The sequence below is a fragment of the Halomonas sp. OfavH-34-E genome (assembly GCF_024124525.1).
GTDB classification, from domain to species: domain Bacteria; phylum Pseudomonadota; class Gammaproteobacteria; order Pseudomonadales; family Halomonadaceae; genus Halomonas; species Halomonas litopenaei.
This window is the reverse complement of record NZ_JAMXRY010000014.1, coordinates 49,707-75,370: the sequence shown is the minus strand read 5'-3', so window position 1 is coordinate 75,370 and position 25,664 is coordinate 49,707. Positions and strand designations below refer to the sequence as shown.

22 protein-coding genes are annotated in these 25,664 nt (G+C 64.1%); 12 read left to right on the top strand and 10 right to left on the bottom strand.

What is annotated here, in order from left to right:
* Positions 1 to 202 precede the first annotated feature (202 nt).
* The gene (locus NH448_RS08325; RefSeq protein WP_253028665.1) at positions 203 to 1,465 is read left to right on the top strand and encodes a lactonase family protein; all 1,263 of its coding nucleotides are present in this window, start codon (positions 203 to 205) and stop codon (positions 1,463 to 1,465) included.
* A gap of 87 nt (positions 1,466 to 1,552) precedes the next feature.
* Here NH448_RS08325 and NH448_RS08320 read toward each other — a convergent pair whose 3' ends face one another.
* The 7 genes from NH448_RS08320 to NH448_RS08290 all read right to left on the bottom strand — a co-directional run bounded on the left by NH448_RS08320 (position 1,553) and on the right by NH448_RS08290 (position 8,991).
* Positions 1,553 to 2,170: a hypothetical protein gene (locus NH448_RS08320; protein WP_045991887.1), complete on the bottom strand. Its 618-nt coding sequence runs from the start codon at positions 2,168 to 2,170 to the stop codon at positions 1,553 to 1,555.
* Between the two features lie 233 nt (positions 2,171 to 2,403).
* Positions 2,404 to 4,755 (bottom strand): glucose/quinate/shikimate family membrane-bound PQQ-dependent dehydrogenase, encoded by a 2,352-nt coding sequence (locus NH448_RS08315; RefSeq protein WP_045991886.1) that lies wholly within the window; start codon positions 4,753 to 4,755, stop codon positions 2,404 to 2,406.
* Between the two features lie 181 nt (positions 4,756 to 4,936).
* Positions 4,937 to 5,290 (bottom strand): metalloregulator ArsR/SmtB family transcription factor, encoded by a 354-nt coding sequence (locus NH448_RS08310; RefSeq protein ID WP_204248924.1) that lies wholly within the window; start codon positions 5,288 to 5,290, stop codon positions 4,937 to 4,939.
* Between the two features lie 239 nt (positions 5,291 to 5,529).
* Positions 5,530 to 6,792 carry an organoarsenical effux MFS transporter ArsJ gene (gene arsJ, locus NH448_RS08305; protein WP_253028664.1) on the bottom strand — a complete coding sequence of 421 codons (1,263 nt, stop codon included), beginning with the start codon at positions 6,790 to 6,792 and terminating at the stop codon, positions 5,530 to 5,532.
* On the bottom strand, positions 6,785 to 7,801 hold the full coding sequence (locus NH448_RS08300) for an ArsJ-associated glyceraldehyde-3-phosphate dehydrogenase (RefSeq protein ID WP_253028663.1): 1,017 nt from the start codon (positions 7,799 to 7,801) through the stop codon (positions 6,785 to 6,787). The genes arsJ and NH448_RS08300 overlap by 8 nt, the downstream gene beginning before the upstream one ends.
* A 72-nt stretch (positions 7,802 to 7,873) precedes the next feature.
* Positions 7,874 to 8,329 carry an arsenate reductase ArsC gene (locus NH448_RS08295; RefSeq protein ID WP_308812402.1) on the bottom strand — a complete coding sequence of 152 codons (456 nt, stop codon included), beginning with the start codon at positions 8,327 to 8,329 and terminating at the stop codon, positions 7,874 to 7,876.
* 104 nt (positions 8,330 to 8,433) lie between these two features.
* Complete coding sequence (locus NH448_RS08290; RefSeq protein WP_239452632.1) at positions 8,434 to 8,991, bottom strand: YgjV family protein; 558 nt, start codon at positions 8,989 to 8,991, stop codon at positions 8,434 to 8,436.
* A 140-nt stretch (positions 8,992 to 9,131) separates the two neighbouring features.
* On the opposite strand from NH448_RS08290, the gene NH448_RS08285 reads away from it, so the two are divergent.
* The 4 genes from NH448_RS08285 to NH448_RS08270 all read left to right on the top strand — a co-directional run bounded on the left by NH448_RS08285 (position 9,132) and on the right by NH448_RS08270 (position 14,151).
* The gene (locus NH448_RS08285) at positions 9,132 to 9,926 is read left to right on the top strand and encodes an arylamine N-acetyltransferase (protein WP_045995109.1); all 795 of its coding nucleotides are present in this window, start codon (positions 9,132 to 9,134) and stop codon (positions 9,924 to 9,926) included.
* A 443-nt stretch (positions 9,927 to 10,369) separates the two neighbouring features.
* The gene (locus tag NH448_RS08280) at positions 10,370 to 10,894 is read left to right on the top strand and encodes an invasion associated locus B family protein (protein ID WP_045992593.1); all 525 of its coding nucleotides are present in this window, start codon (positions 10,370 to 10,372) and stop codon (positions 10,892 to 10,894) included.
* Positions 10,895 to 11,350: 456 nt separating this feature from the next.
* The gene (locus NH448_RS08275; protein ID WP_045992594.1) at positions 11,351 to 11,815 is read left to right on the top strand and encodes a (2Fe-2S)-binding protein; all 465 of its coding nucleotides are present in this window, start codon (positions 11,351 to 11,353) and stop codon (positions 11,813 to 11,815) included.
* Positions 11,812 to 14,151, top strand: coding sequence for a molybdopterin cofactor-binding domain-containing protein (locus NH448_RS08270; protein ID WP_045992595.1), 2,340 nt, complete (start codon positions 11,812 to 11,814; stop codon positions 14,149 to 14,151). The genes NH448_RS08275 and NH448_RS08270 overlap by 4 nt, the downstream gene beginning before the upstream one ends.
* 118 nt (positions 14,152 to 14,269) lie before the next feature.
* On the opposite strand, the gene NH448_RS08265 is transcribed toward NH448_RS08270, so the two are convergent.
* Together NH448_RS08265 and NH448_RS08260 are read right to left on the bottom strand one after the other, a co-directional pair.
* Positions 14,270 to 15,328, bottom strand: a complete 1,059-nt coding sequence (locus NH448_RS08265; protein WP_045992596.1) for a spermidine/putrescine ABC transporter substrate-binding protein — start codon at positions 15,326 to 15,328, stop codon at positions 14,270 to 14,272.
* 177 nt (positions 15,329 to 15,505) lie between these two features.
* On the bottom strand, positions 15,506 to 17,212 hold the full coding sequence (locus tag NH448_RS08260; protein ID WP_045992597.1) for a L,D-transpeptidase family protein: 1,707 nt from the start codon (positions 17,210 to 17,212) through the stop codon (positions 15,506 to 15,508).
* Between the two features lie 311 nt (positions 17,213 to 17,523).
* On the opposite strand from NH448_RS08260, the gene NH448_RS08255 reads away from it, so the two are divergent.
* The 5 genes from NH448_RS08255 (at position 17,524) to NH448_RS08235 (ending at position 22,244) form a co-directional block, all read left to right on the top strand.
* Complete coding sequence (locus tag NH448_RS08255; protein ID WP_342586432.1) at positions 17,524 to 18,183, top strand: murein L,D-transpeptidase catalytic domain family protein; 660 nt, start codon at positions 17,524 to 17,526, stop codon at positions 18,181 to 18,183.
* A gap of 478 nt (positions 18,184 to 18,661) precedes the next feature.
* Positions 18,662 to 20,011 (top strand): MFS transporter, encoded by a 1,350-nt coding sequence (locus NH448_RS08250; RefSeq protein WP_045992599.1) that lies wholly within the window; start codon positions 18,662 to 18,664, stop codon positions 20,009 to 20,011.
* A gap of 278 nt (positions 20,012 to 20,289) precedes the next feature.
* Positions 20,290 to 20,979, top strand: coding sequence for an SDR family oxidoreductase (locus tag NH448_RS08245; RefSeq protein WP_045992600.1), 690 nt, complete (start codon positions 20,290 to 20,292; stop codon positions 20,977 to 20,979).
* Positions 20,980 to 21,043: 64 nt separating this feature from the next.
* Complete coding sequence (locus NH448_RS08240; RefSeq protein WP_045992601.1) at positions 21,044 to 21,523, top strand: peroxiredoxin; 480 nt, start codon at positions 21,044 to 21,046, stop codon at positions 21,521 to 21,523.
* A gap of 283 nt (positions 21,524 to 21,806) precedes the next feature.
* On the top strand, positions 21,807 to 22,244 hold the full coding sequence (locus NH448_RS08235; RefSeq protein ID WP_045994383.1) for a GFA family protein: 438 nt from the start codon (positions 21,807 to 21,809) through the stop codon (positions 22,242 to 22,244).
* Between the two features lie 179 nt (positions 22,245 to 22,423).
* On the opposite strand, the gene NH448_RS08230 is transcribed toward NH448_RS08235, so the two are convergent.
* Positions 22,424 to 23,980 carry a phospholipase D family protein gene (locus NH448_RS08230; RefSeq protein ID WP_231498483.1) on the bottom strand — a complete coding sequence of 519 codons (1,557 nt, stop codon included), beginning with the start codon at positions 23,978 to 23,980 and terminating at the stop codon, positions 22,424 to 22,426.
* Between the two features lie 350 nt (positions 23,981 to 24,330).
* Here NH448_RS08230 and NH448_RS08225 point away from each other — a divergent pair, with 350 nt between their 5' ends.
* Both NH448_RS08225 and NH448_RS08220 read left to right on the top strand, forming a co-directional pair.
* Positions 24,331 to 24,873 (top strand): fimbrial protein, encoded by a 543-nt coding sequence (locus NH448_RS08225; protein ID WP_045994382.1) that lies wholly within the window; start codon positions 24,331 to 24,333, stop codon positions 24,871 to 24,873.
* The gene (locus NH448_RS08220; protein WP_052704486.1) at positions 24,870 to 25,661 is read left to right on the top strand and encodes a molecular chaperone; all 792 of its coding nucleotides are present in this window, start codon (positions 24,870 to 24,872) and stop codon (positions 25,659 to 25,661) included. The genes NH448_RS08225 and NH448_RS08220 overlap by 4 nt, the downstream gene beginning before the upstream one ends.
* The last annotated feature ends 3 nt before the right edge of the window (positions 25,662 to 25,664 follow it).

Here is a 25,664-nt window from a genome sequence, read left to right as displayed (position 1 = left end):
CTGCCCACAGCGCCGACATCCCGGGATGTCGGCGCTCTTCTTTGGCGCACCACAAACCTTGCAAGATCGCGCATCGAGGCATCGCATCGACCTTTTTTCCGGCCGTGTTGTGGCAAGGCACAGCCATGAAGAGCACCGCTGCAGGACTGCCCTAAGGTAAGAGACAGCTATCGAGAGTCCCTTCCCATGGAGAGCCCCGCCCATGACGCTACGCCTGCCCACCCTGATGCTGCTGACACTTGCCCCGCTGTCCACCTGCCTGGCGGCAGAAACGATCTACGTGGTCACCAACAAGACCGAAGGCAACTCGGTCGCCGCCTTCCATGCCGACGATGACGGCACGCTTTCCCTAGCCTCCGAGTATCCCACCGGGGGCCTTGGTACCGGTGATCTGGAGATTCCGGCTCTGGAGAAGAACCCTGACCACCCGCTGGCCAACGGCGATGACCCCCTGATCTCCGCCAACGCCATCGCGGCCTCCGCGGACGGCGGCTGGATGGTGGCGGTCAACCCAGGCGACGGTACCCTCAGCCTGATGAACCGCGCCCCCGACGGCAGCCTTCAGGCCGTCAACAGCGTGACGGCCTCGGACCGTTTCCCGATTTCTGTCGCCATCCACGGCCACCTGGTCGCCACCGCCAGCGTGGGTGACAGCAATCAGGCTGGCTCCATCGCGCTGTATCGCCACACCCCCGAAGGACTGATCGCGATCCAGGGCAGCCGGCGCGACCTGGGCGCCCGCCCCTCGACCATCGCCTTCTCGCGTTCCGGAGCCTTCGTCATCGTCAACGAGCTGGTGACCGGCAAGATTCACAGCTTTGCGGTCAGTGACGATGGTCTTTCCGCCGATCCGATCGCCAGCGTGGACAGCCCGCGTGCGCCGGCCGAACGCTTCCACGCCATACCGGTGGGCTTCGCCATCGGCCAGGGGGACCAGGGCGAGACCCTGCTGATGTCGGAGGCACGCTTCCTGACGCCGGAGTTCGGCCTGCGTGAGGAGGCCGACAAGGTACCCCAGAGCCCGCTCTACAGCTGGCAGACCAGCTCGGTCTCGAGCTATGTGCTGGATGATCAGGGCGGACTTACCCTGAAGACCGCCGACGCCCTGACCGGCGCCGCCATGGAAGGAGGCGAGTTCGCCAACTGCTGGGTCGCGCTGAACGCCGACGGCGATACCCTCTACACCGCCAACGCCCTGTCGAGTTCCATCAGCCGCTACAGCGTCAAACCGGACGGCAGCATCGCCCTCGAGGATGCCACCGCCTACAAGGACGACGGCGAATTGCTGTTCTTCTCGGACATGGCGCTGAGCCCCGACGGCGACACCCTCTATCAGCTGGTCGGCAACACCGGCCAGGTGATGGCCTTCGATGTCGCCGAGGACGGTGGTCTATCCCTGCGCACCAGTGCAGGCGGACTGCCGGAGCTCGGCAGCTACGGCCTGGTGGTGCTGGAAGACGGCTAGCCTTGTGGCACTGGAAGACGGCAGATACGGCGACGCCTGGAGCACTGCCCGAATAGTCGACGAGCGCAGGCACTTTTCAGACAAGCCCTAGCGAAAGTGCGGATTCAGCCTGCCAATTTCGTAGAGATCGTGAAGGTAGACGTCCAGCTTGTAGACCAGGTGGGTGGCGACGATCAACAGCGCGATCAACGAAAGCAGGATGGCGGGATCGTTGGCCCAGGCGAACGCCGGTGAGCCCAGTCGATAGCCGATGGTATAGACGCTGAGCCCACCCAGCCCCAGCACCGATAGGCACAGCGCGATGATCACGATGATCAGGGTGCCACGCAGGTCCCGGCTCGGCGGGCGGGTCGTCCAGCTGGCCAGATGGCGGACCATGATGCGCCCATTGGTGACGATCTGGCGACGGCGGCGTAGCAGCATGGCGGCATTGACCGGCTCGTCGTCCCGGGAAAAGGCCGCCAGCGCTACCCTGGGGTCGACGCGGCCATCGAAGCGCTCGTTCACCGCCCGGGCAAAGGCCTCGCGATCACCGGTATTCCTGGCCTGCTCGGCCAGCCGCGACAGCTCCTCAAGCGCCTCGGCGTCCATTCCGGGACGCTTTTCGAAGTCGGCAAAGTGCTGCTCGTAGTAGATGTAGTAGACCTGATAGATCGACAACAGCACGGCCGCGTAGATCATCACGTAGAGGGCGATATCTGACATGCGTTTCTCCCTGTCCCTGGCGGTAGGCCGTCGGGACACACGATCCCGAAGCGGCACAAAGATCCCCATTATCTGAATCTTTTATTATGGCCGGTAGCGGGTGTTTTGCCGCACCCTTGTCGGCCACCTTGTGACATAAGCAAGAGCCCCCGACGGGCATCCGACGGGGGCTCTTGCTGCAATGGCGTTGTTTCAGGGCAGGAGCCGAATGTTCGGCTCCCCTCCCTGCTCGCCTATTGTGACGCCTGATCCGGCAGCTTGTAGGCCATCACGTAGTCACCGATGGTGGTGCCGATCGAGCCATGCCCCCCGGCCACCAGCACGACCATCTGCTCGCCCTGGCTGTTGAGGTAGGTCATCGGCGTGGCCTGGCCGCCGGCTGGCAGCCGCGACTCCCACAGCTGCTCGCCGGTGGTCAGGTCGTAGGCACGGAAGTAGTCGTCCACGGACGCCGCCAGGAAGGCTACTCCTCCGTCGGTGATGATCGGACCGCCGATACCCGGCACCCCCATCTCGAAGGGCAGCGGCAGCGCTGTCATGTCTTCGATGGTACCGTTCTTGTGCTGCCAGGCGACCTCACCGGTACGCAGGTCGGTGCCGGCCACGTAGCCCCAGGGCGGCTGCTGGCAGGGAATGCCCAGCGGCGACAGGAACGGCTTCATCTCCACCGCGTAGTCGGCACCGGCGTTCTCGTTGAGCCCCTGCTCACCCTGGTTGGTCTCGCCGAGTTCGGCGCCGTCCTTGGGCACCAGAGTGCTGGTGAAGGCCAGATACAGCGGCATGCCGAACATCACCTGGCGCTTGGGGTCCACCGCCAGGCTACCCCAGTTGAAGACGCCGAAGTTGCCAGGGAAGACGATGGTGCCCTGCTCGGACGGCGGGGTGTACTGACCCTCGTAGCGCAGCGAGCGGAACTGGATACGGCAGACCATCTGGTCGATCAGGCTGCCTCCCCACATGTCGGCCTCGCGCAGCTTCGGCGGACGGAAGCTCAGGGCAGACCTGGGCTGGGTCGGTGCCGCGTAGTCGCCTTCGATGGTGCCCTGCGGTGCCGGCTCCTCGGTGATCGGGAAGATTGGCTCGCCGGTGGCGCGGTTGAGGACGTAGACGTCCCCCTGCTTGGTCGGCACCACCAGCGCGGGCTGCATGCCCTCGTCGGTCTCCAGGTCGACCAGACTCGGCTGCGCCGGGGTGTCCATGTCCCACAGGTCGTGGTGGACGAACTGCTGGACCCACTCCACCTGGCCGCTGTCCAGACGCAGCGCCACCACCGAGGTGGCGAACTTCTCTTCGGCCTCACTGCGGAAGTGGCCGAGCTGGTCCGGGGTCCGGTTGCCCATCGGGAAGTAGATCAGCCCCAGCTCTTCGTCGGCGCTGGCCACCGCCCAGCTGTTGGGGGAACTGGTGGCGTAGGTCTCGTCCTCGCCGATCGGCGCGGTCTCGTCCGGGTTGCCGGAATCCCAGTTCCAGCGCAGCTCGCCGGTCCTGGCGTCGTAGGCGCGGATCACGCCGGAGGGTGAATCGACGGCGTAGTTGTCATTGACCGCCCCGGCTACCACCACCAGGCCATTGGCCACCACGGGGGGCGAGGTCGAGTAGTAGAAGCCGGACTGGGTGAACGGCATGTTGTGCATCAGGTCCAGTTCGCCGTTGTCGGCGAAGTTGGCGCAGCGGGCACCGGTGGCCGGATCGACGGCCAGCAGGCGCGCATCGGAGGTCGGCATGAACAGCTGGGCGTCGCACTGGATCGGCTCCAGCGCCTCGGCCGGCTGGCTCGCCGCCGCGACGTCGAGGCTATCGCCATCGCCGGATGCCGGCGGCAGGTAGGAGACGCCACGACAGGTCTGGTGCTGGCGTGAGCTTTCCGCCGGCACCTTGGCGTCATACTGCCAAAGCTTCTCGCCGCTATCGGCGTCAAGCGTCACCAGCCAGTTGTGCGGCGTACACAGAAACAGCGCATTGCCCACCTTGAGTGGCGTGGCCTCGTAGGTGGTCTCCCCGACGTCGTCAGGGCCCTTCCTGTCACCGGTCTGATACTGCCAGGCCAGTTCCAGTTCGCCGACGTTATCCTGGGTGATCTGGTCCAGCGGCGAGTAGCGCTGACCCAGGTTGCTGCGACCGTAGGCGTGCCAGCTCGCCTCCGGCGAATCGCCAAGCTCGGGTGACTGGACGATCTCGTCCTCGTTGAGTCGCCCCTCGATGCGATGGGCATCCACCGCCAGACTACCCAGCAGGCCTACACCCAGCACCGCCCAGACCGGCAGCAGCACCGCCGTACCCAGGCGCTTGCCGGCACGCGACGGCCACAGCAGCGGAATGGCTAGCAGCATCAACAGGCCCATGCGGGTGGCCAGCGGCCACCAGTCGTAGCCGGATTCCCAGAGGGCCCAGGCGGCCGTGGCGATAAGCAGCCCGGCGTAAAGCAGCTGCGCCGGCACGCGACGGGAGCGCGCCATGGCGCCCACCGCGATCAGCACCAGACCGGCCAGGGCGTAGTACCAGCTTCCACCCAGGGTGACCAGCCATGCGCCGCCCCCCAATAGCGAAAGCCCCACCAACAACAAGATGAGGGAGTAGATGATCATGATCCAAGGTCCTTGCGCTGAATCGTTTAAGTGGCCGGCATGTTAATTGATTAGCATGAGAATTAACATGCCGGTGCACAGCTTCAGTGTAGGCCCTCTTCTTGTAATACAGGCAAGTTGCCTGCGTCTTTTCAGGGCACGGCCAAGGCGACCCGGAGTCACCCTGGAAGGCGACAGCGCCTCAGCAGAGGCTCTCGCAGCGCTGCGGACGATCCCCCATCCTGGCCAGTCCTTCGTGCAATGCCTCGAGCTCGGCCCGTCGCCCACGGGCGCCGGCTTCGAGACAGTCGAGCGCCCAGTCGGGCAGCTCGGCGCTCAGCCGGTAGTGGACCCACTGGCCATCGCGACGATCCTGGAGCAAACCACAGCGACGCAGCTCTGCCAGGTGGCGTGACACCTTGGGTTGCGACACCTCGAGCACCGCGGTCATTTCGCAGACGCAGAGCTCTCCTTCCCGCAGCAGCAACAGCATGATCGACAGGCGCGTCTCTTCCGACAGGCACTTGTAGAGGCGTAACGGGTCCAGCGACATCATCGGCGTTTCCTGTTCATCTTTGCCTGTTCATCTTTTTTCCCTGGGCAGCGGCTTTCTTCGTTCAGCGCCACGGGGTTCCTCCGCGGGCCGACTATCCTAGGCTCTGTCCGAAAAGTCGGCGAGCGAAGGTTAGACAAGGCAAAAATCGGTGAGACAGCGCAGTTTACGGGGTGTAAATGAGCATGTTGATCCGATTTTTAACGCCGTATTACCGAGCGTAGGCACTTTTCAGACAAGCCCTAAGCGGGCCTTGCCTCGTCGTCAGCGGCTGCGGGCTCAGGCTGACCATCGCCGGGCAAGGCCAGTGCCATCAGGGCGCTGGCCAGCACCAGCGCCGCCGACACCCACAGGCAGGCCGACAGCCCCTGGCTTTGATACAGCCAGCCCGACAGCAAGGTGCCGAGCAGGCGCCCCATGGCGTTGGCCATGTAATAGAAGCCCACGTCCATGGAGGCACCCTCGGCGCGGGCGTAGTGCACGATCAGGTAGCTGTGCCAGCTCGAATTGATGGCGAACAGCACCCCGAACAGCAACAGGCCTACCACCAGCCAGCCCACCTGAGCCAGCGGCAGCACCGCCAGCAGGGCTGGCAGCCCCGCCAGGGCCAGCGCCCAGAATACCGTCGTGCGTCGCTGGCTTCCTGCCATCAGCGAGGTCAGCCGGGGCGCCTGGGTCTGGACACCCCCGTAGCCGATCACCCAGATCGCCAGCAGCCCGCCCACCGTCCAGTGGCTCCAGCCATGCTGGTCATAGAGAAACACCGGCAAGGCCACCACGAACCAGACATCCCGGGAGGCAAACAGACACAGGCGCGCGGCCGACAGGACATTGATCGCGCGGGACTTGGAAAATATCTCGGAGAACTTGGGCTTGCGCTTCGCGCGCCCCAGATCGGCCTTGAGGCGAACCAGCGAGAGGACCAGCACCGCCAGCAGCATCACCGCCATGACGATGACCGCACCACGAAAGCCGATCAGCGTCAGCAGCAGGCCGCCGAGGAAGAAACCGGCTCCCTTCAGCGCGTTCTTGGAGCCGGTCAGGATCGCCACCCAGCGATACAGGGTGGAGTTTGCCGAGGCACTCTCGGCGGGCACCAGTACCTTGACCGCGCTCTTGGCACTCATCTTGTTGAGGTCCTTGGCGATGCCCGACAATGCCTGGGCCGCCATGACCCAGGCCACGCTCAGCGCCGAGGACGGCACCATCAGCATGGCCAGCGCCACGATCTGCAGAGCGAGTCCCAGGTTCATGGTGCGATTGAGCCCCAGCCGTGCCCCGAGCCAGCCCCCCACCAGGTTGGTGATCACCCCGAAGGCTTCGTAGAACAGGAACAGCATCGCCACCTCGAGGGGCGAATAGCCCAACTGGTGGAAGTGCAGCACCACCAGCATGCGCAGGGCGCCGTCGGTAACGGTAAAGGCCCAGTAGTTGCCGGTGATCAGCAGGTACTGGCGGATTTCGAAGGGCAGCGCCTTCACCCGCGCCATCAACGATTCAGCCACGACCCACCTTCAGCGCCAGCTCTGCGGTGCGGTTGGCGTAGCCCCACTCGTTGTCGTACCAGGCGTATAGCTTGAGCTGGGTGGCGTTGACCACCATGGTCGACAGCGCATCGATGATCGAGCTGCGCGGGTCGGTGCGGTAATCGATGGACACCAGCGGGCGCTCCTCGTAGCCGAGAATGCCGGCAAGCTCCCCTTCGGCGGCCTCGCGCAGGGCGGCGTTGACCTCATCCACCGTCACCTCGCGTTCAAGTTCGAAGACCATGTCGGTGAGCGAGGCATTGGCCAGCGGCACGCGTATGGCGTGGCCATTGAGCTTGCCCTCGAGCTCGGGAAAGATCGCGGTGATCGCCTTGGCCGACCCGGTCGTGGTCGGGATCAGGCTCATGCCACAGGCCCGCGCCCGACGCAGGTCCTTGTGAGGCGCGTCGAGGATGGTCTGGGTGTTGGTGATGTCATGCACCGTGGTCATGGAGCCATGACGGATACCGAAACGCTGTTGAATCACCTTGACCACCGGGGCCAGACAGTTGGTGGTGCAACTGGCGGCGGTGACGATGCGGTGACGCTCGGGCTCGTAGAGATCGTCGTTGACCCCCATGACCACGTTGAGCACGCCCTCCTCCTTGACCGGCGCGCTGACCACGACGCGCTGCACGCCCTGGTCGAGATAGGCCTGAAGCCTGTCCAGGGTCTTGTGCTTGCCAGAGCATTCGATCACCACGTCGCAGCCGGACCAGTCCGCGTCGGCCGGAACGCTTGCTCCGCTGAAGGCCACCGCGCGACCGTCGAGGTTCAGCTGCTCGCCCTCGCCATTGATCCCGCCCTCAGGCGAAAAGTGGCCGTGCACCGAATCGAACTCCAGCAGGTGGGCGAAGGTGGCGGCGTCACCACCGGGATCGTTGACGCGAACCAGGTCGACCTCCCCGGCGGCGATACGCGGCCACAGACTGCGAACCACCAGGCGGCCGATCCGTCCGAAACCATTGATACCGATACGTAGTGTCATGAAAGTCTCGCTTTAGAAAGTGAGTATCGCGCCTCGGCACCCGCCAGGCTCTGCCGACAGAGGGTTGCGCCATCAATCGTCGGCCAGGTGGCGGGCGCGATCACGATCCTTGATCTGCAGCCACAGCATCAGGCGCACGCGGATTTCCTGAAGCGCCTGGGCGTAGGCGTTGTCACGCTCGATGCCACGGGGATCGCGGATATCCCAATAGAGATGCTCGTCGCGACTGCCCTCCCAGTCGCGACAGGTTTCCTGGGCCTTGTCGCAAAGCACGATGACGGCATCGAAGTGCTGTCCCTCAAAGCTGTCGAGGGACTGACTGGCGAGCCCCTCGGTGCTGATGGACTGCTCCTTGAGCGCGGCCAGCGTCTTCTGATGCGGCTCGTCCGGCTCGGTACCGGCGCTGAAGGCATCGAAGCGATCACCGGCCAGGTGGCGCAGCAGCGCCTCGCCCATCAGCGAGCGAGCGGAATTGGCGTGACACAGAAACAGCACGCGTTGCTTGCGGGACTCTTGTGACATCGTCATCGGGGGCGCCTCAGGATATATGGAATTTCATATATACGAGACAAGGATGTCAATTCCGTGACCGTTTCGCGTCCACCACAAGGAATCGACGGCAGGCGCCAGTATCAGTGGGCGGCGACCGAGGCCTGGCGCCTCAGGCGCACGATGGTGATGATGTTGGTGGCGAAGATCAGCGTCTCGGCCAGAGTGCCACCCAGCGAACCTGCCAGCAGATTGCTGATGATCCAGCAGAAGGCGGCGCCGGCCAGTACCAGACGCATCGCCACCCCTCTGAGCATGAACATGGCAAAGGTGCCAAGCAGCCCTGCCGCCAGGGCAGGAAGATCACGCGCATCGCTCCAGGTCAGCGCCGCTACCAGCAAGGTGGCGAGCAACATGCCAAGCATGATCGCCAGATTGCCGGGAAAGCGTCGCGCCAGAGCGATGCGCAGGATGATCAGGGCCGAGATCGACGCGGCTACCCAGCTCCCCAGCAGGGCAAACTGGGTCGCGAAGGCCAGGTTGGCTCCCAGCAGCAATACCAACAGCTTGTCGTCATGCCGGCTGGCGAAGCCGATCACACAGAGCGTGAGCGCCACCAGGCTGACGGCCTGCCCGGCGAGCCATCGCAGCCCCATCTCCTCCATGCCAAGCCCCCAAGCGATCGAAAAAGGATCGGTCATCCTAGCACGGCTGTTGCGCTGTGCCGGGCAGGCAGGCAAGCGACCGAGCCTGTCCGCATGCGTGGTGACGACGCGCGAAGGCTGGCAAGGCCGCTGCCCTCGCACTAGGCTAAACCGAACTTTGCTACGCGTAACCGCCCATGCCCCTCTCGGACTTTCCCTGCGACCAATACCTTGAGCGTATCGGCCTTGTGCAACCCGTCGAGGTGTCTGCCGAGTGCTTGCGCGCGCTGCATCGCGCCCAGCTCACCTCGCTGCCCTTCGAGAACTTCGATATCTGCCTGGGCTGCGGCGTGGATGTCAGTGCTCAGGGCATTCTGGCCAAGCTCATCGGTCAACGCCGGGGCGGCTACTGCTTCGAGCTCAACGGCCTGTTGCTGATGGCACTTGAGGCCTTCGGATTCGAGGCCAGGGCCCTGTTGGGACGTGTGCATCTGTCGGGAACCCCCACCGGGCGCAGTCATCAGGTATCGCTGGTGACGCTGGACAAACGCCAATGGCTGGTCGACGCCGGCTTCGGCACCAATACGCCCCGGGCCCCGATCCCGCTGACCCCGGACACCCCGCTCCACATCGGAGACCAGACACTACGACTGGTGGAGAACGCTCGCTACGGGATCATGCTGCAATCATTGATGGGAGCCCAGTGGGTCGACCTCTATAGCGTCGATTTCACCACGGTCTGCGAAGGTGATATTCAGATGGCCAATCACTTCACCTCCACCTGGCCAGGCCTGCACTTCACCACCTCGCGCATGGCCGCGCTGGCCACCCCCGAAGGCCAGATCAGCCTTTCCGACTTCACGCTGAAGATCCGACGCGGGGACACGACAAGCGAACAGCTCCTGCCCCCGGGCGCGGCCTATCTGGCGGCGCTTGAAGAGCACTTCGGGATCGTGCTGGAGGCGAGCTACGAGGATCTCGCCCCACTCTAGGGCTTGTCTGAAAAGTGCCTGCGCTCGGTAATACGGCGTTAAAAATCGGATCAAAATGCTCATTTACACCCCGTAAACTGCGCTGTCTCACCGATTTTTGCCTTGTCTAACCTTCGCTCGTCGACTTTTCGGACAGCGCCTAGTCGATCCCGCTGTCGATCTCTCGATCGATCCCGCAGTCGCTCCTGCTTCCACGCTATCAGAGGTCGACCGGGTCTTGTGTAGGGTTGGGTTGGGTTGGGTTGGGTTGGGTTGGGTTGGGTTGGGTTGGGCTGGGCTGGGCTGGGCTGGGTTGGGCTGGGCTGGGAAAAAGAGAAAATCCGACATGGCGCCGTGGTCAGTGCCCTTAACCCCTCGCGACAGTCGCCAACAGGCCCCATTCCGTGTTGAACTATGCCCCGAGCCTTTGTCTGCCAATGGATTTGGAAAGGAGCCTGCCGTTTATGTTCAATCGCCTTGCGTCCGGCCTGCGTGCCGCCGGTGTGCTGAGCCTGCTGGCGCTGTCGCCGCTGACCTTCGCCCAGAGCACCGGTAATGCCGGACCCGCCGTCAACACCGAAACCTTCCAGTCCTGGGAGGTCAACTGCCCGGTCAACCCGTCCGACGGCTCCTGCTCCATGACCCAGCTGGTCAATGGTGCCGATGGCGAGCCGGTCCTTCGGGTCGTGGTCGGCAACCCTGCTCAGCTGGACGGTTCTGCCATGACCTTCCTGGTTCCGCTGGGCGTACGTCTGGCCCCAGGCCTGCAGCTCAAGGTCGATACCAATGAGCCGGTGGGCATGCCCTACCAGGTGTGTGTGCCCCAGGGCTGCCGTGCCGACATCCCGCTGCAGCCGCAACTGCTCAACCAGTTGAAGGCCGGCAGCACCGCCACCGTCAGCATCGTCAACCCGCGCGGCCAGCGTCAGGACCTCAACGTGTCGCTGATGGGCTTCAGCGCCGCCAAGGATCGCGTCGACCAGAACTGATCGATCCTTCACGCCACCCGCCTTCGGGTGGCGTGTCCCTAACCTCTTTCCCCTCCTGTCTCTTCTCCCCACCTGTCGATTTTCTGCCAGTCGCATTGTTACCGATCTTGCGCTCGCGCATTCCTTTGGCCCCTTCTCCCCGCTGGCGTTTTCGGTCGGCAGAGCCGAGGCCGTGCTACGGCACTCGTGCACCTAAGTACGCTTAGCCAAGGGCGCCGACTTCGGCCCAAAGTGGAACAATAAGTTGCAGGTAAATTGCCTATGATCAGCTGCAGGGGCAAAGCCTCGACCGTGACACGCTAAGGCAACGGCAAACATGGCGACAACGACCAGTGCGGCGCCAGTGAAGAGCGCAGCGATATCGCAAGCGCATCGACACTAAAGAGCGCAGCGCCAACAAAGAGCACAGCGCCAACAAAGAGCGCATCGACAACAACAAGCACCAGGAGGTGAACGGTGATAACCCTGACGATCAACGACCAGCAGCATGAACTGGACGTGCCCGAGCAGATGCCGCTGCTGTGGGCGCTGCGCGATGTGGTGAATCTGACCGGCACCAAGTTTGGCTGCGGCATGGGGCTGTGTGGCGCCTGCACCGTTCACCTGGACGGCGCCGCCGTGCGCTCCTGCGTCACGCCGGTAGCGGCGGCCGCGGGCAAGCGCGTGACCACCATCGAGGCCATGGCCACCGACGCTGTCGGCAGCAAGGTGCAGGAGGCATGGCTGGATGTCGGCGTGGCCCAGTGCGGCTACTGCCAGGCCGGCCAGATCATGAGCGCAACCGCCTTCCTCAAGGACAACGCCAACCCCAGCGACGATGACATCGCCAGCGCCATGGGGGGCAACATCTGCCGCTGCGGCACCTACAACCGGATCCGTACCGCGATCCATCGTGCAGCCGGACAGGAGGAGCAGGCATGAACCGTACCGTCGATACGCTGCTGCTGGCCAACGTCAGCCGCAGACGCTTTCTCCAGGGACTGGCCGCCGGAAGCGCGCTGGTGGTAGCCGCCCGCTGGGACCTGGCCGCCGCCGCCGAGGACAAGCAGTACGGCGCCGCCGGCATGGCCTACGGCTGGGTCGACAATCCCAACGTGTTCATCCAGATCGACGAGGACGGCAGCGTCACCGTGACCAACCATCGCGCCGAGATGGGCCAGGGCATCCGTACCAGCCTGGTGATGGTGGCCGCCGATGAGCTGGGTGCCGACTGGAGCAAGGTCAAGGCTACCCAGGCACCGGGGGATTCCGACACCTACGGCAACCAGGACACCGACGGCTCGCGCAGCATGCGCCACTGGTTCGATCCCATGCGGCGGGCCGCCGCGTCGGCCCGTCGGATGCTGGAACAGGCCGCCGCCCAGCGCTGGGACGTACCTGTAGACGAATGCCAGGCCGGCGTCCACGTCATCGTCCACACGCCTAGCGGGCGCGAACTCGGCTTCGGCGAGCTGGCGGCGGCGGCCAGGGAGCTCGATATCCCCTCTCGAGACACCCTCTCGCTCAAGCCAGAAAGCGAATGGCGACTGATCGGCAAGTCCCTCGGCCCCAGCCACGACAGTGATAACGGCAACCTCGAGCGCGCCCCTGCGGTGGATGGTGAGGACATCGTCAGCGGCAAGGCCGTCTACGGCGGCGACATGCGCCTGCCGAACATGGCCTACGCGGTGATCGCGCGCCCCGATGTGCTGGGTGCAAGCGTCGCCAGCGTCGATGACAGCGAGACGCTCAAGATTCCCGGGGTGATCAAGACCGTCAGGCTCGAGGGCACCTCCCAGCCGTCGTCCTTCCACCCGCTCGGCGGCGTGGGGGTGATCGCCGACAACACCTGGGCGGCCATCGAAGGACGCAAGGCGCTCAAGATCCAGTGGAATACCGAAGGGCTCGACGCCAACGCCGGCTACGACACCAAAAGCTACCGCGAGATGCTCGAGCAGCGCGCCGATTCCCCCGGCAAGGTGCTCAGAGCCAGCGGCGATATCGAGGCGGCGCTGGCCGACGCCGAGTCCCGCCACAGCGCCACCTACTACATGCCTCACCTGGCCCATGCCACCATGGAACCACCGGTGGCCATCGCCCGGGTAAGCGCAGACGGTGCCGAGACCTGGGCGCCGGTGCAGGACCCGCAGAGCGCCCGCGACCAGGTCGCCGAGCAGCTCGGCATCGACGGCGCCAGCGTCAAGGTCAACCAGACGCTGCTGGGCGGCGGCTTCGGGCGCAAGGCCAAGCCCGACTTCGTGGTGGAGGCGGCGCACCTGAGTCGTGCCCTCGACGGCCGCCCGGTGCAGCTTCAGTGGACCCGCGAGGACGACCTTCACCACACCTACTTCCACGCGCTGTCGGTGGACCGCCTGGAAGCCGGTCTTGGCAGCGACGGCAAGGTCCAGGGCTGGCGTCATCGCACCCTGGCGCCGACCATCATGTCGATCTTCCAGGACGACCCCAGGTACAAGGCGACCTACGAACTCGGCATGGGCCTGACGCCCCTGCCCTTCGACATTCCCGCGCTATCGCTGGAAAACGGCGAGGCCCCGGCGCACAAGCGCATCGGCTGGTTCCGCTCGGTGGTCAACCTGCCCCACGCCTTTGCCATCCAGAGCTTCGTTGCCGAACTCGCCGCAGCCGCCGGACGCGATCATCGCGACTACCTGCTGGAACTTCTGGGGCCGGCGCGCGAGATCGACCCGCTGGCCGTCGGCGCCACCTGGAACTACGGCGAGGACCCGGAGCGCTATACCATCGATGTCGGTCGCCTGCGTGGCGTCATCGAGCGGGCGACCGAGGAAGCCGACTGGGGCAAGTCGTTGCCAGAAGGCCGCGGCCAGGGCCTGGCGGTGCATCACAGCTTCTGCTCCTACACCGCCATCGTGCTGGACGTGGAGGTCAACGATCAGGGCAGTGTGATCGTCCACCAGGCGGACGTGGCCTTCGACTGCGGCCCCAGGGTCAACCCCGAGCGCATCCGTGCACAGATGGAGGGCTCGGTGGTGATGGGCATCGGCATCGGCCTGCTGAACGAGATCAGCGCAAGCGGCGGTCGCATCGAACAGGACAACTTCCACCAGTACCTGCTGCCACGCCAGGCCAACGCCCCGCGTGAGGTGCGTGTCCATCTGGTCGACAATCCCGATGCGCCGATGGGCGGCGTGGGTGAGCCAGGGCTTCCCCCGGTGGCGCCGGCCCTGACCAACGCCATCTTCGCCGCCTCCGGCAAGCGCATCCGGGAGCTGCCGGTGGGCAACCAGCTGAAGAGCTGACGTCCACCGAGGTGAGCCCCCTTGCGCGGTGACGTCCGCGCAAAAGCGAGCGGCCAGGCTACCCTGAAAGGGTCGCCTGGCCGCTTTTTTACCGCCATTCCTTGACCGGACGGCTACCTCAACGTGAACGCACCTCGGTCCATAGCTGCTGCAGCATGGTCAGCGATTCCCCCTCGATCAGCGGCGTGGTCACCAGGTGACCGCTGGTCTCGGGATCGAGCCTGGAGGCCTCTCGCAGCGCCTCGTCGACCATCGGCAGGGCGGCCTCGTTGGGGGTTCTGTAGTAGGCATAGTTCGCCGCCTTGGCGGCATTTTCCGGACGCATCATGAAGCTGATGAAGTCCTGGGCCAGCTGCGGATGAGGGGCTCTCGCCGGCACCACGAAGGTGTCCATGCCGAGCTGGGCGCCTTCCTCGGGGGCGAAGAAGGCCAGATCACCATAGATCTCGGGAGAATCGGCCTTGCGGTAGTCCACGTCGCCGCTGTAGGTCACCGCCACTGCGCTGACGCCTCGGGCCACCTGCTCCACCGCCGCGGTACTGTCGACGAAGCCGGTGAAGTTGCCCCGCTCCAGGGTCTGGCTGACCAGCTTGGCGGCGTTGATCCAGGCCTCCTGACCGACGCAGTCGAACCCAGCTCCCTGGTAGGCGCAGGCCATGCCGAGTGATACCTGGGGATCGCCACCCAGCAGCGCGAAGGGCTGGTCGGGATTGATCTCGGGGTCGAACAGCACGCTCCAGGAGTGCGGCAGCTCGTCGAAGGTGCTGGTGTCGTAGACGATACCGGTAACGCCCCACAGGTAGGGCACGCTGTAGCGCTCTTCGGGGTCATAGGGCGGCTGACGGAAGGCTTCCATCAGATCCTCTCGCCCCTGCTGGATGCGCGGGTCGTCGAGCTCCCTCACCAGGCCGGCGTCGATCAGTCGGGTGACGTAGTAGTCGGTGGGCACCACCACGTCGTATTGAGCGTCACCACCGGCGGCCAGCTTGGAGAACATCTCGGCGTTTGAGGTGAAGTAGTTCTGCACCACCTCCACCCCGAACTCCTGCTCGAAGGCCTCGACCAGCGCCGGGTCCATGTACTCGGTCCAGTTGAACAGAAACAGCTTGTCGTCATCCTGCGCCCAGACACCGGTACTGACCATGCCTAGTGCTGCCACCGCCATCCATCGTTGCATGACTTCGCCTCATTCCATGTCGTTGTTGTTTGATCTTGTCTGAAAAGCGCTTGGTTCGCAGGCAAATAATGCGCCAGCCAGACAGCGTTGTACAACGCGAAACTGACAGGCCCGCCCCTCCCCCTCACAAGGCACGACGCCGCTTGCGAGAGCGGCGTCGTGGATACTCCAGGCCTGTTACAGGATGACCGGGGCATCCAGCGCCGTTACCACCGCCTGGTCGCGGTCGTAGATATCGGGACGAAAGGCCAGGTGGCCGTCGGTCTCGGGTTGCACCGTCCAGTAGTTGAGCACCACCGGAATGCGCCGATCCAGACGCACGTTGCGGGTCTTGCCGTCGTTGATCAGGCGGCCGACGTTGGCGGAGGTGTCCGAGTCGTCGAACAACAGCTGGGCCAGCTCCGCCACCCCTTCCACGCGGATACAGCCTGAGCTCAGCGCACGCTGAGTACGGTTGAACAGCCCTCGCGACGGGGTGTCGTGCAGGTAGACCAGGTGGTCATTGGGAAAACGGATCACGACCCTCCCCAAGGGGTTGCGAGGCCCGGCCCCCTGGCGCAGCATCACCCCGCCGGGGCTCGACCAGTTGACCGAATAGGGATCAACGCGCTTGCCGGAGGGTGATAACGCCACCATGTCACGGCTGGCCAGATACCCCGGATCGCGCTTCACTCGAGGCAGAATGTCCTCACGATAGATCGTGGGCGGCACCGTCCAGGTGGGGTTGAGGGTCAGGTGGGTAATCTCCGAACGCAATGTCGGCGTGCGCCGGTAGGGTTGGCCGACGACGATACGTGAGCGCCAGACGTCGCCGTCGGGGCGGAAGTAGCTGAGCCGATAACCGGCGATATCGACCAGCACGAAAGAGTCCGGCAGGCCATGCAGCAGCCAGCGGGCACGCTCCAGGTTGGCGCGGATCTGATCGATGCGAAAGCCCACCGGAAGATTGAGGGCGGTCTGGGTATTGGGTCCGACCACCCCATCGTCGGCGAGCAGGTGGCGGCGCTGAAAACGGCGTACCGCCTCGGCCAGGGTGCTGTCGTACACCTCAGCTTCGGGGGCCTCGAGTTCCACGTGCGGGTAGTGGCCGGTGTCGGCGGACATCACTTCCAGTTCACCGATCATCGCCAGGCGCTGGCGCAACAGCGCGACGTCGGTGTCCTGATCGCCGGGACGCAGCGGCGTCTCGCGACTCGGCAGCAGTGGCCAGCCCCCCAGACGTTCGATGTTGCGATAGCGTGCCAGGGCGGCCCTTAGCTGACGATACGGCTCGAAAGGAGGCCGTGCCAGCGCCAGCGCAGCCTCGACATCGCCGTCGTCCAAGGCACGCGACAACGCCACCAGATCGAACGTCGGTGGCGCAATATCGACCTCCCAGTCACTGTCGATGCGGTGTGGATCCACCTTGCCACGTTGCAGGTGGGCCATGGCGGTCAGCAGCGTTTCGGTGGCCTCGAGCTCGAAGCCTCCGGGGGTCTCGAGATCGGCCCCCCTGGCCTGGCCAAGCAGCGCGTCGGGCGCATAGTCCGAGGGTGAGAGCCCATCGTCCTCGAGCGTCCTGAGTCCGTCGGCAAGGGCCTCCACGCGGCCCATGTCGGTCCACACCGGACGCTGGCCACGCAGACTGTAGAATCGCTGCGCCATCTCGGAGGCGCCGACCAACTCGTTGGCCAGGGGACCCGGCACGACCCCGTCGAGATCCTGAAGGTTCTGCTCGACGCTGGCATCGCTGGCAAGCCCCTGGCCGTTGGCGACCTCGCCACTGACGTCGCCTCCGTCGCTTGCCGTTGCCCCCCAGACCGGGGTAACCAGCAGACCATAACAAAGCGCTACAGCGACGCCCCTCCTTGGCATGAGTCGCAATAGAACATTTGGGCTAAACATGGCACCTACTCCCTGCAACATGACGTCAATACTGGCCATCCTGGGCGGTATTGTCATAATAGAGTCGTCGGTATCGGGTTCCGCCGAGCCGACCTGATTTTTCTAGCGTGCGCGAAGATCATGTTTCTCCGCTCTGTGTATTAGCGTATCGCGTTATTTGATCTTGCGTAACGCCTGTTCGCGTATCCGCGACATCACCGACAGGAAGCCTAGAGATGTCACGAAGCTCCTCTCATGACAATGCATCACCTCGTCTCTCGATTTTTCGTTACCTCTTATTATTGACCCTAAGTGCCTTTTTTGCGGCGCCTGTGCTCGCTCAGGACTTTCTCAGGACATCCGTCAGGGCGAATGCGCCGTCAGCCACATCGCTCGAACAGACCCTGGCCCGCCTCGCCCCCAAGGCCAACCCGGGGGTACTGCGCCTGGCCGCACGGGCGCTCAACTGCGCCGACCCCGGCGCCGAGCGCCTGGCGGTCATCGACTTTTCCCTGCCTTCAACCGAACGCCGCCTGTGGGTCTTCGACCTGCGCCAGCCCAGGCTGATGTTTCGCGAATGGGTGAGCCACGGCAAGAACTCCGGCGACGCCATGGCCACGCTGTTCTCCAACGTGCCCGAGAGCTACCAGTCGAGCATCGGACTGTTTCGCACCAAGAACAGCTATGTAGGCAGCAACGGCTATTCCCTGCGACTCGAGGGTCTTGAGCCGGGGGTCAACGACAACGCCTTCGATCGCGCCATCGTGATGCACGGTGCGGACTACGTCAGCCAGGAGTTCATCGACCGTACCGGACGCATCGGCCGCAGCCACGGCTGTCCGGCGGTACGTACCGAGGTGGCGGTACCCTTGATCAACAGCATTCGCGACAATCAGTACCTGTTCACCTACTACCCGGACCAGCGTTGGCTCAACAATTCGGCCTTTCTGCGCTGTCCGAACAGCAGTGAGCGCCTGGCCCTCAACGACTGAGTCCGTCGCTTGAAGTTCCAGCGTCGGCGTCACCCGCCAGCGGCGGGTGACCGCTCCTCCTTGTTCTCTTTTTGTTCGCATCTCTGTTCGCAGTTCTGTTCGCACATCTTCTTGAGTCGTTCTCCTTTCTCTTTCTCTCCCTTCTCTCTTCCTGTTCCTTCTCTCTTCCTGCTCCTTCTCTCTTCGCTGCGCTCCTCTACCTTCTCCCTTTGGCACCAAGTCGGCGCACTGGGGCGGTGTCGAGTGCACAATGATGCAGCGCAATGATGCGATCCTGCTGAAGTGCCATTCCGAATAAAAACCACAAGGTGTTGATATAACGAGGTTTCAATAAAAACAGGCATCCCGCTTGCTTAGTAGTGGTTAGCGAGAGCCAGACGTAGACCAGGCCCCAGCGGTACGAGTGCGTCGGACCCGACCTTCAATGGCGAAGGCCACACAAGTTCGAGTGTTCGTCCACCCAGCGAGGGCTGTGTTCATGAATCTGCGCAACAAGGCCAACAGGATTCGCCTGTTTTCCTTCTCGACTCCCCAGATGCGAGCCTTTCACTTCTCCTGGTTCGCCTTCCACCTGTGCTTCTTCGGCTGGTTCGGCATCGCGCCATTGATGGCCGTGGTCAGAGATGACCTCGGACTAACCAAGACCCAGATCGGCAACACCATCATCGCCTCGGTGGCCATCACGGTAATCGTGCGCCTGGCCATCGGCGTCCTGTGTGACCGTATCGGGCCGCGCCTGGCCTACACCTGGCTGCTGTGCCTGGGCGCCATCCCGGTGATGAGCATCGGTTTCGCCGACAGCTTCGAGTCCTTTCTGATGGCCCGCCTGGCCATCGGCGCGATCGGCGCCTCCTTCGTCATCACCCAGTACCACACCTCGGTGATGTTCGCGCCCAATGTGGTGGGTACAGCCAACGCCACCTCCGCCGGCTGGGGCAACCTGGGCGGTGGCACTACCCAGATCCTGATGCCGTTGATCTTTTCTGGCCTGTTGATGCTGGGCGTCAGCGAGACCCTGGGCTGGCGCCTGGCCATGGTGGTCCCAGGTGTGGTGATGTTCATTGCCGGTCTGTGCTACTACCGCTTCACCCAGGACGCGCCCGACGGCAACTTCAAGGACCTGCGCGCACGCGGCGAGCTGCCGGAAGCCTCCGGCGAAGGCTCCATGTCCAGCACCTTCGGCGCCGCCGCCCGGGATATCCGCGTGTGGGCGCTGTTCGTGGTCTATGCCGCCTGTTTCGGCGTCGAACTCACCATCAACAACATCGCTGCCATCTACTTCTTCGACAACTTCGACCTGACCCTGGCCACCGCCGGCATGATCGCCGGACTGTTCGGCCTGATGAACCTGTTCGCTCGCACCATGGGCGGGGTCTTCTCTGACCTGTTCGCCCGCAACGCCGGGCTCAAGGGTCGCGTACGCTGGCTGTTCATCGCCATGCTGTGTGAGGGCGTGGCACTGATGTTCTTCTCCCAGATGCACGTACTGGCGCTGGCCATCGGCCTGATGCTGGTGTTCAGTCTGTTCGTGCAAATGGCCGAAGGCGCCACCTTCGGCGTGGTGCCCTTCATCAACCGTCGCGCCCTCGGCGCGGTGGCCGGTATCGTCGGCGCCGGCGGCAACGCCGGTGCGGTGGCGGCGGGATTCCTGTTCCGTTCCGAATCGATCAGCTACCAGCAGGGGCTGTTCTACCTGGGCGCGGCGGTGATCCTGGCCTCGCTGTGCGCGCTGCTGGTGCGCTTCAGCCCCGAGGTCGAAGCCGAAGAAGCCGCCGCCTACGAACAGGCTGCCTCAGGCGAGACAAGGGGCGCGCTGTCGCTGCGCTGAGTCCGCTGTTGCGACCCCTGGCAAGACGACCTGGGCCCGGCATCCTGCCGGGCCTTCTCGTATCGGGCCCAGCCTGACGAGCCCCTCCCGTGCAGGTCCGTCCGCCAATATCCGACAGGACTCATCCTTTTCTGCTACCCGATATCCGGGAAAAGATGCCCCTTGAAAGTCGCAGACGCCGCCCGAAGGATTGCAACAAAGGCAATGGACGAGCATGCTGAATCAATCATACAGAGATAGCCCGTCAAGCCCCGTCACCGAGAGACCAGGAGGAAGCGATGCGAGAACGAGTGTTGCTGATCACCGGAGCGTCAAGCGGCATCGGGGCCGCCACGGCCAGGGCGGCCGCTCGAGAGGGCTATCACCTCGTCCTGGCGGCCCGTTCGAAGGACGGACTCGAGGCCCTGGCTCAGGAGCTGGGACCGGAGAACGTGCTGACGGTCGGCGTCGACGTGACCGACATCGAGGCCCAGAAGACCATGGTGGACGAGACCCTCGAGCGCTTTGGTCGTCTCGACGCGGTGTTCGCCAACGCCGGACGTGGTGGCTCTCCCGGCGGCTTCAGCGAGGCCGACCCGGAAAGCTGGAAGTCGATGCTGATGACCAACGTGTACGGGTTGGGGCTGACCATCCAGGCCTGCCTGCCAGAGCTCAGGCGTAGCCACGGACACATCCTGCTGACCGGCTCGGCAGCGGGGCGCACCACCATCCCCGGCTCCATGTACGGTGCCACCAAGTGGGCGGTCTCCGGCATCGGCTACAACCTGCGCGAGGAACTGCGCGGCAGCGGGATCCGAGTCACGCTCATCGAGCCCGGCATGGTCAACACCCCCTTCTTCGATGAACCACCGGAACATGCTCTGGAAGATCGCGACGTCGCCAACGCCGTGATGTACGCCATCTCCCAGCCTCACCATGTCGACGTCAACGAGATTCTGGTGCGTCCCACGCCACCGCTGGAAGAGTGAGCGTCTTCACTCTTCGGACACCACCATCACCGACGCGATTTCACCACACCCTGATGGAGACCTCATGACCATTGCTACCGGCGAACGCCTGCCCGACGTGACCCTCTTTACCAACGGCGACAAGGGTCCAGAGTCACTGACCACCGACGCCTTCTTTTCGGGACGCAAGGTGGTGCTGTTCGCTGTCCCCGGCGCCTTCACTCCAGGCTGTTCCAACACCCATATGCCCGGCTTCGTGGTCAACACCGACAAGCTGCTGGAAAAGGCTGACGCGGTCGCCTGTCTGGCGGTCAACGACGCCTTCGTCATGGGCGCCTGGCAGAAGGACCAGAACGCCGAAGCGATCACCATGCTGGCCGACGGTAACGCCGATTTCACCCGAGCCATCGGCATGGACAAGGATGCCAGTACCGCAGGCATGGGCGTGCGCAGCCTGCGCTACGCGATGATCGTCAACGACGGCGTGGTCGAGTATCTGGGCGTCGACACCGAACGCGGCGTGATCGAGGCGTCCAGTGCCGAGACGGTACTGGCCAGGCTCTAAGGCTTGTACGAAAAGTGCCTGCGCTCGGTAATACGGCGTTAAAAACCGGCTGGTGCGCCAGCCCGGTCAACATGCTCATTTACACCCGGTAAACTGCGCTTTCTCACCGATTTTTGCCTTGTCTAACCATCGCTCGCTGGCTCTTCGTATAAAGCCTGGCACTGCAAGCGGGGGCTGACGCCCCCGCCTTCAAGCCCCCGCCTTCACCCCCTTCTTCAAGGCGGTCATCCAGCACAGTTCTGCTAGTCTTGGGGAGTAGCCCCCACTGACGAGAGCACGGTCCATGAACGCGACAGCAGACCAAGCCATGCGCCTGAGCGGTACCTGCCTGTGCGGTGCGGTGACACTCAAGGTAGCACTTGAACAGCAGAGCGTCGGCGCCTGCCACTGCCAGATGTGTCGAACCTGGGGCGGCGGCCCGCTGTTGGCACTGGAGTCGGTCAGTCAGCTGACGCTCGAAGGCGAAGAGGCTGTCACCTTCTATTCATCGTCCGACTGGGCCGAGCGTGCCTTCTGTCGCCACTGCGGCACCCACCTGTTCTACCGATTGAAGAACGGCGAGCACACTTCGGTGCCCGTTGGCCTGATCGACAGCGGAGAAGCCTGGCGGTTCGACCTCCAGATCTTCATCGACGAGAAGCCCCACTGGTACCACTTCGGCAACGACACCCGCAATCTGACAGGCCAGGAACTGTTCGAGGCGTTTTCCAAGGACACCTGAGACTGGCTCCTGCCAGGCCCTTGGCCAGCGTTGGTGACTTTCGCCACTTGCATCAGAGCCCGTCCTGTTCCCCCAGATAACACCAGGACGGCCAGCGCAATGCTGGCCGTCCTGTCTTTGTATCGAGCCGTGTCGAGCCGAGTCTTGTCCTGGCATCTCGGCACTTGCCGCTCGGGACGCTAAAGCATCCACTCCACCGGCAGCACCGAGATCAAGGTTACCGCCGCCCGGCGGAAGATGCCCACGTTGGGCTCGCCGTCGTACTGCACTACCCCTTGCGGCGTGCGCTCCAGCCAGATCATGCTGCCGTCTTCGTCCAGCTTGACCTCGTAGGCGTTGTCGAGCACGTCGGTATTGAACACCCGCTGCATTTCCTGAGCGAGCTCCGGACTCTCGATGATAAAGCCGAGTTCGGTATTCAGTCGCGCTGAGCGTGGGTCGAAATTGAACGAGCCGACGAACAGCCGATCGCCGTCCACGGCGAAGGTCTTGGCGTGCAGGCTGGCACCCGAGCTGCCGAAGGGGCCGGCAGATTCGCTGCGCCCCGGCGCATCTGGCGCCCGCTTGAGCTCGAACAACCGGACGCCAGCCTCCAACAGCTCGCGTCGCCGCTTGGCGTAGCCGGCGTGCACCGCGGCCACATCGGTCGCCTCCAGTGCGTTGGTCAGAATGGTCACCTCCACGCCGCGCGCCTCTAGATCGGCGAACATGCGAGTGCCCTTCTCTACCGGCACAAAATACGGCGACACCAGATGCACGCTGTCCCGGGGCGGCCCCAGCAGGCCACGTATGCGTCCGGTCAGCAGGTCTTCATCGGCGGCCAGGCCCAGGCCCTTGGCCGGATCGTCGCTGACCATTCTGGTGTTGGCCCAGACCAGCTCAAGGCTACCGTCCTCGATCGACTCGATGAACTGGCTTTCATCCAGCGCCTGCCGGTACTCCAGCGAATCAGGGGTACGGACGATTTCCGCCGAGGCCTGCTCGAAGCGTGCCAGCCCCTGGCGCCCCGCCGAGTCGAGCACCCGACTGGCCGGGTAGGAGGACTGGCTGGCCCAGTACAGATCGAAGTCTTCAGAGACCTGCTCGACCACCGGCCCCACGGCGACGACATCGAGATCGGCGAACATCACGTTGTCGCCGGCGCCGAAATACTCGTCGCCGATATTGCGCCCGCCGATGATGGTGGCCTGGTTGTCCACCGTCAGTGACTTGTTGTGCATGCGCCGATTGGCCCGGGAAAAGTCGGTCAGGTAGCCGATAAACCGCGGTGAGCGCACCACGAAGGGATTGAACAGGCGTATCTCGATATTGGGGTGAGCATCCAGCGCCGCCAGCTTGTCATCGAGCCCTGCGGTGTTGGTGTCATCGAGCAGCATGCGGACGCGCACGCCACGATTGGCGGCGTCCAGCATGGCCTGATACAGCATCGAGCCGGTGATGTCGTCGTGCCAGATGTAATACTGGACATCGAGGGTCCGCTCTGCCGCTTCCGCCAGCAACAGTCGTGCGGCAAAGGCGTCGTGGGGATTGCGCAGTGTATGGATACCACTCTTGCCGGGATGGGCATCCACATAGGGTGCCAGCATCTCGCCGAGCGCCGTGTCGCGGGCCTGCTCCAGCGTCAGATGCTGTGTCTGGCTACGCCCTTCCAGGGAGGGCAGGCCGCTGCATCCAGTCAACAACACGGCCACCGATAGCCACAGGACAAGCATCAGCGGTTTTCCGATAACGGGCATTCGAGAGTTCCATTCGTCGCAGGGTTGGCCGTTACAGCATAGCGAAGTTGCAGAAGAACCACCGCAAGGCTTTTTCTCATCGCCGGCCCCCTCGACCGCCCCCTCGACCGCCCCCTCGATCAACCTCTCGATCAACCTCTCGATTGCCCTCTCGATGCCCCCCAACGCCGCCACCGTTGCCACCCGAACGCCATATTGACCACAACGAGCGCTTGCAGCCTTCGTTCGTCGCTGCACTGATTTACGTCAAATCTAATTTTACTTTTTCTAATAGCCTTTCCCCGATCCCCTCACACAGGCCTTCTCCACCGCCGTGAAAAGCCGACTGCCCCGAACAAGAGGAAACCACGATGCCCGTCCGTCACTTCTCCATCGCCCGGCTGAGCCTTGTCGCTCTGTTGCTTGCCGGCACCTCGGCCCAGGCCGCCGACGGCACCATCAGCTTCACCGGCGAAATCGTCGCGGCCAACTGCACCATACCGACGGCCGCCACTACCGTGACGCTACCCAAGGTGTCCACCAGCGCCTTCGGCGCCTCCGGCACCCGAGCAGGCCAGAAGGCCTTCCAGCTCGTGCTGAAATGCGCCGCCGGCACCACTGGCCGCAACAAGGTCTCGGTGCGCTTTACCGGAGATGACACCCAGGTGGATCCGGTCACCGGGCTATTCCTGCTCACCAGCGACAGCACTGCCAAGGACGTGGGGATCGCCGTCTACGACGCCAACGACGATTGGGTCAAGGCGGCCGACAACGACAGCACCCCGCCGGTGGACATCGTGGCAGGCGATGACACGACGGTCATTTCCCTGAGCGCCTGGTACCAGTCCACCGCCGCCACGGTAACCGCCGGCACCGTCAAGGCCAGCGGCAATATCGAGATTGTCTACCAATGACCGCGATAGAAGGCCCCGGCGCCTCGCCCTTTGCCATGCGGGCGTGGCAGCGACTGGTGATACACGCCCTCGGCCTGGGTCTGAGTCTGTGTCTTGCGCTCATGATCGCGGCGTTGCCAGGCCACAAGGCCGAGGCCAGCATCACCATCAATGGCACCCGCGTCATCTATCAGGAGGCCCAGCGGGAGCAGACGCTCCGGCTGGAAAACCAGGATAGTGTCCCGGTGCTGGTCCAGGCCTGGGCCGACCGCCACGCCGGAGGGCGCCCGGCGCGGGACGCCGAGTCGCCATTTCTGGTGACGCCATCGGTATTCCGTCTCGACCCCGGTGAGAGTCAGACCCTGCGTATCCTGCGCATTCGCGACGTGGAAAGGTCCGACCAGGAGTCGCTCTACTGGCTCAACATCAAGGAGGTGCCACCGCTACCCCAGGGGACCACCAACCGACTGCAGCTAGGCATCCTGACACGCCTGAAACTGTTCTATCGTCCGACGGGCCTCGCCGGTGAACCCGGCGACGCCATCGCCAATCTTCAGTGGCATCTGGCGCCTGGCCCCGACCTGCGCCTGGTGTGCGACAACCCCTCGAACTACCACGTGTCGTTGATCGGCGGTGCCTGGCGGCAGTTCAGCGACCACGATGATCTTTCCCTCGACATGCTGGCTCCGCACAGCGAGGCAAGCTGGTCACTGCAGACGAGGCCTGCGCCAGGGTCATCACTGTGGTACCGGGCGATCAACGACTACGGCGCCGTCGTGGTGCGCGAGGCCATCCCGGACACCGAATGAACC

Bases quoted from the DNA above. Each gene is read 5' to 3' on its own strand.
- NH448_RS08280 (WP_045992593.1), top strand. From the start codon at position 10,370: ATGTTCAATCGCCTTGCGTCCGGCCTGCGTGCCGCCGGTGTGCTGAGC.
- NH448_RS08310 (WP_204248924.1), bottom strand. From the start codon at position 5,290: ATGATGTCGCTGGACCCGTTACGCCTCTACAAGTGCCTGTCGGAAGAG.
- NH448_RS08235 (WP_045994383.1), top strand. From the start codon at position 21,807: ATGAACGCGACAGCAGACCAAGCCATGCGCCTGAGCGGTACCTGCCTG.
- NH448_RS08300 (WP_253028663.1), bottom strand. From the start codon at position 7,801: ATGACACTACGTATCGGTATCAATGGTTTCGGACGGATCGGCCGCCTG.
- NH448_RS08285 (WP_045995109.1), top strand. From the start codon at position 9,132: ATGCCCCTCTCGGACTTTCCCTGCGACCAATACCTTGAGCGTATCGGC.
- NH448_RS08220 (WP_052704486.1), top strand. From the start codon at position 24,870: ATGACCGCGATAGAAGGCCCCGGCGCCTCGCCCTTTGCCATGCGGGCG.
- NH448_RS08260 (WP_045992597.1), bottom strand. From the start codon at position 17,212: ATGTTTAGCCCAAATGTTCTATTGCGACTCATGCCAAGGAGGGGCGTC.
- NH448_RS08270 (WP_045992595.1), top strand. From the start codon at position 11,812: ATGAACCGTACCGTCGATACGCTGCTGCTGGCCAACGTCAGCCGCAGA.
- NH448_RS08240 (WP_045992601.1), top strand. From the start codon at position 21,044: ATGACCATTGCTACCGGCGAACGCCTGCCCGACGTGACCCTCTTTACC.
- NH448_RS08245 (WP_045992600.1), top strand. From the start codon at position 20,290: ATGCGAGAACGAGTGTTGCTGATCACCGGAGCGTCAAGCGGCATCGGG.
- NH448_RS08230 (WP_231498483.1), bottom strand. From the start codon at position 23,980: ATGCCCGTTATCGGAAAACCGCTGATGCTTGTCCTGTGGCTATCGGTG.
- NH448_RS08315 (WP_045991886.1), bottom strand. From the start codon at position 4,755: ATGATCATCTACTCCCTCATCTTGTTGTTGGTGGGGCTTTCGCTATTG.
- NH448_RS08265 (WP_045992596.1), bottom strand. From the start codon at position 15,328: ATGCAACGATGGATGGCGGTGGCAGCACTAGGCATGGTCAGTACCGGT.
- NH448_RS08295 (WP_308812402.1), bottom strand. From the start codon at position 8,329: ATGACGATGTCACAAGAGTCCCGCAAGCAACGCGTGCTGTTTCTGTGT.
- NH448_RS08250 (WP_045992599.1), top strand. From the start codon at position 18,662: ATGAATCTGCGCAACAAGGCCAACAGGATTCGCCTGTTTTCCTTCTCG.
- NH448_RS08325 (WP_253028665.1), top strand. From the start codon at position 203: ATGACGCTACGCCTGCCCACCCTGATGCTGCTGACACTTGCCCCGCTG.
- NH448_RS08225 (WP_045994382.1), top strand. From the start codon at position 24,331: ATGCCCGTCCGTCACTTCTCCATCGCCCGGCTGAGCCTTGTCGCTCTG.
- NH448_RS08320 (WP_045991887.1), bottom strand. From the start codon at position 2,170: ATGTCAGATATCGCCCTCTACGTGATGATCTACGCGGCCGTGCTGTTG.
- NH448_RS08290 (WP_239452632.1), bottom strand. From the start codon at position 8,991: ATGACCGATCCTTTTTCGATCGCTTGGGGGCTTGGCATGGAGGAGATG.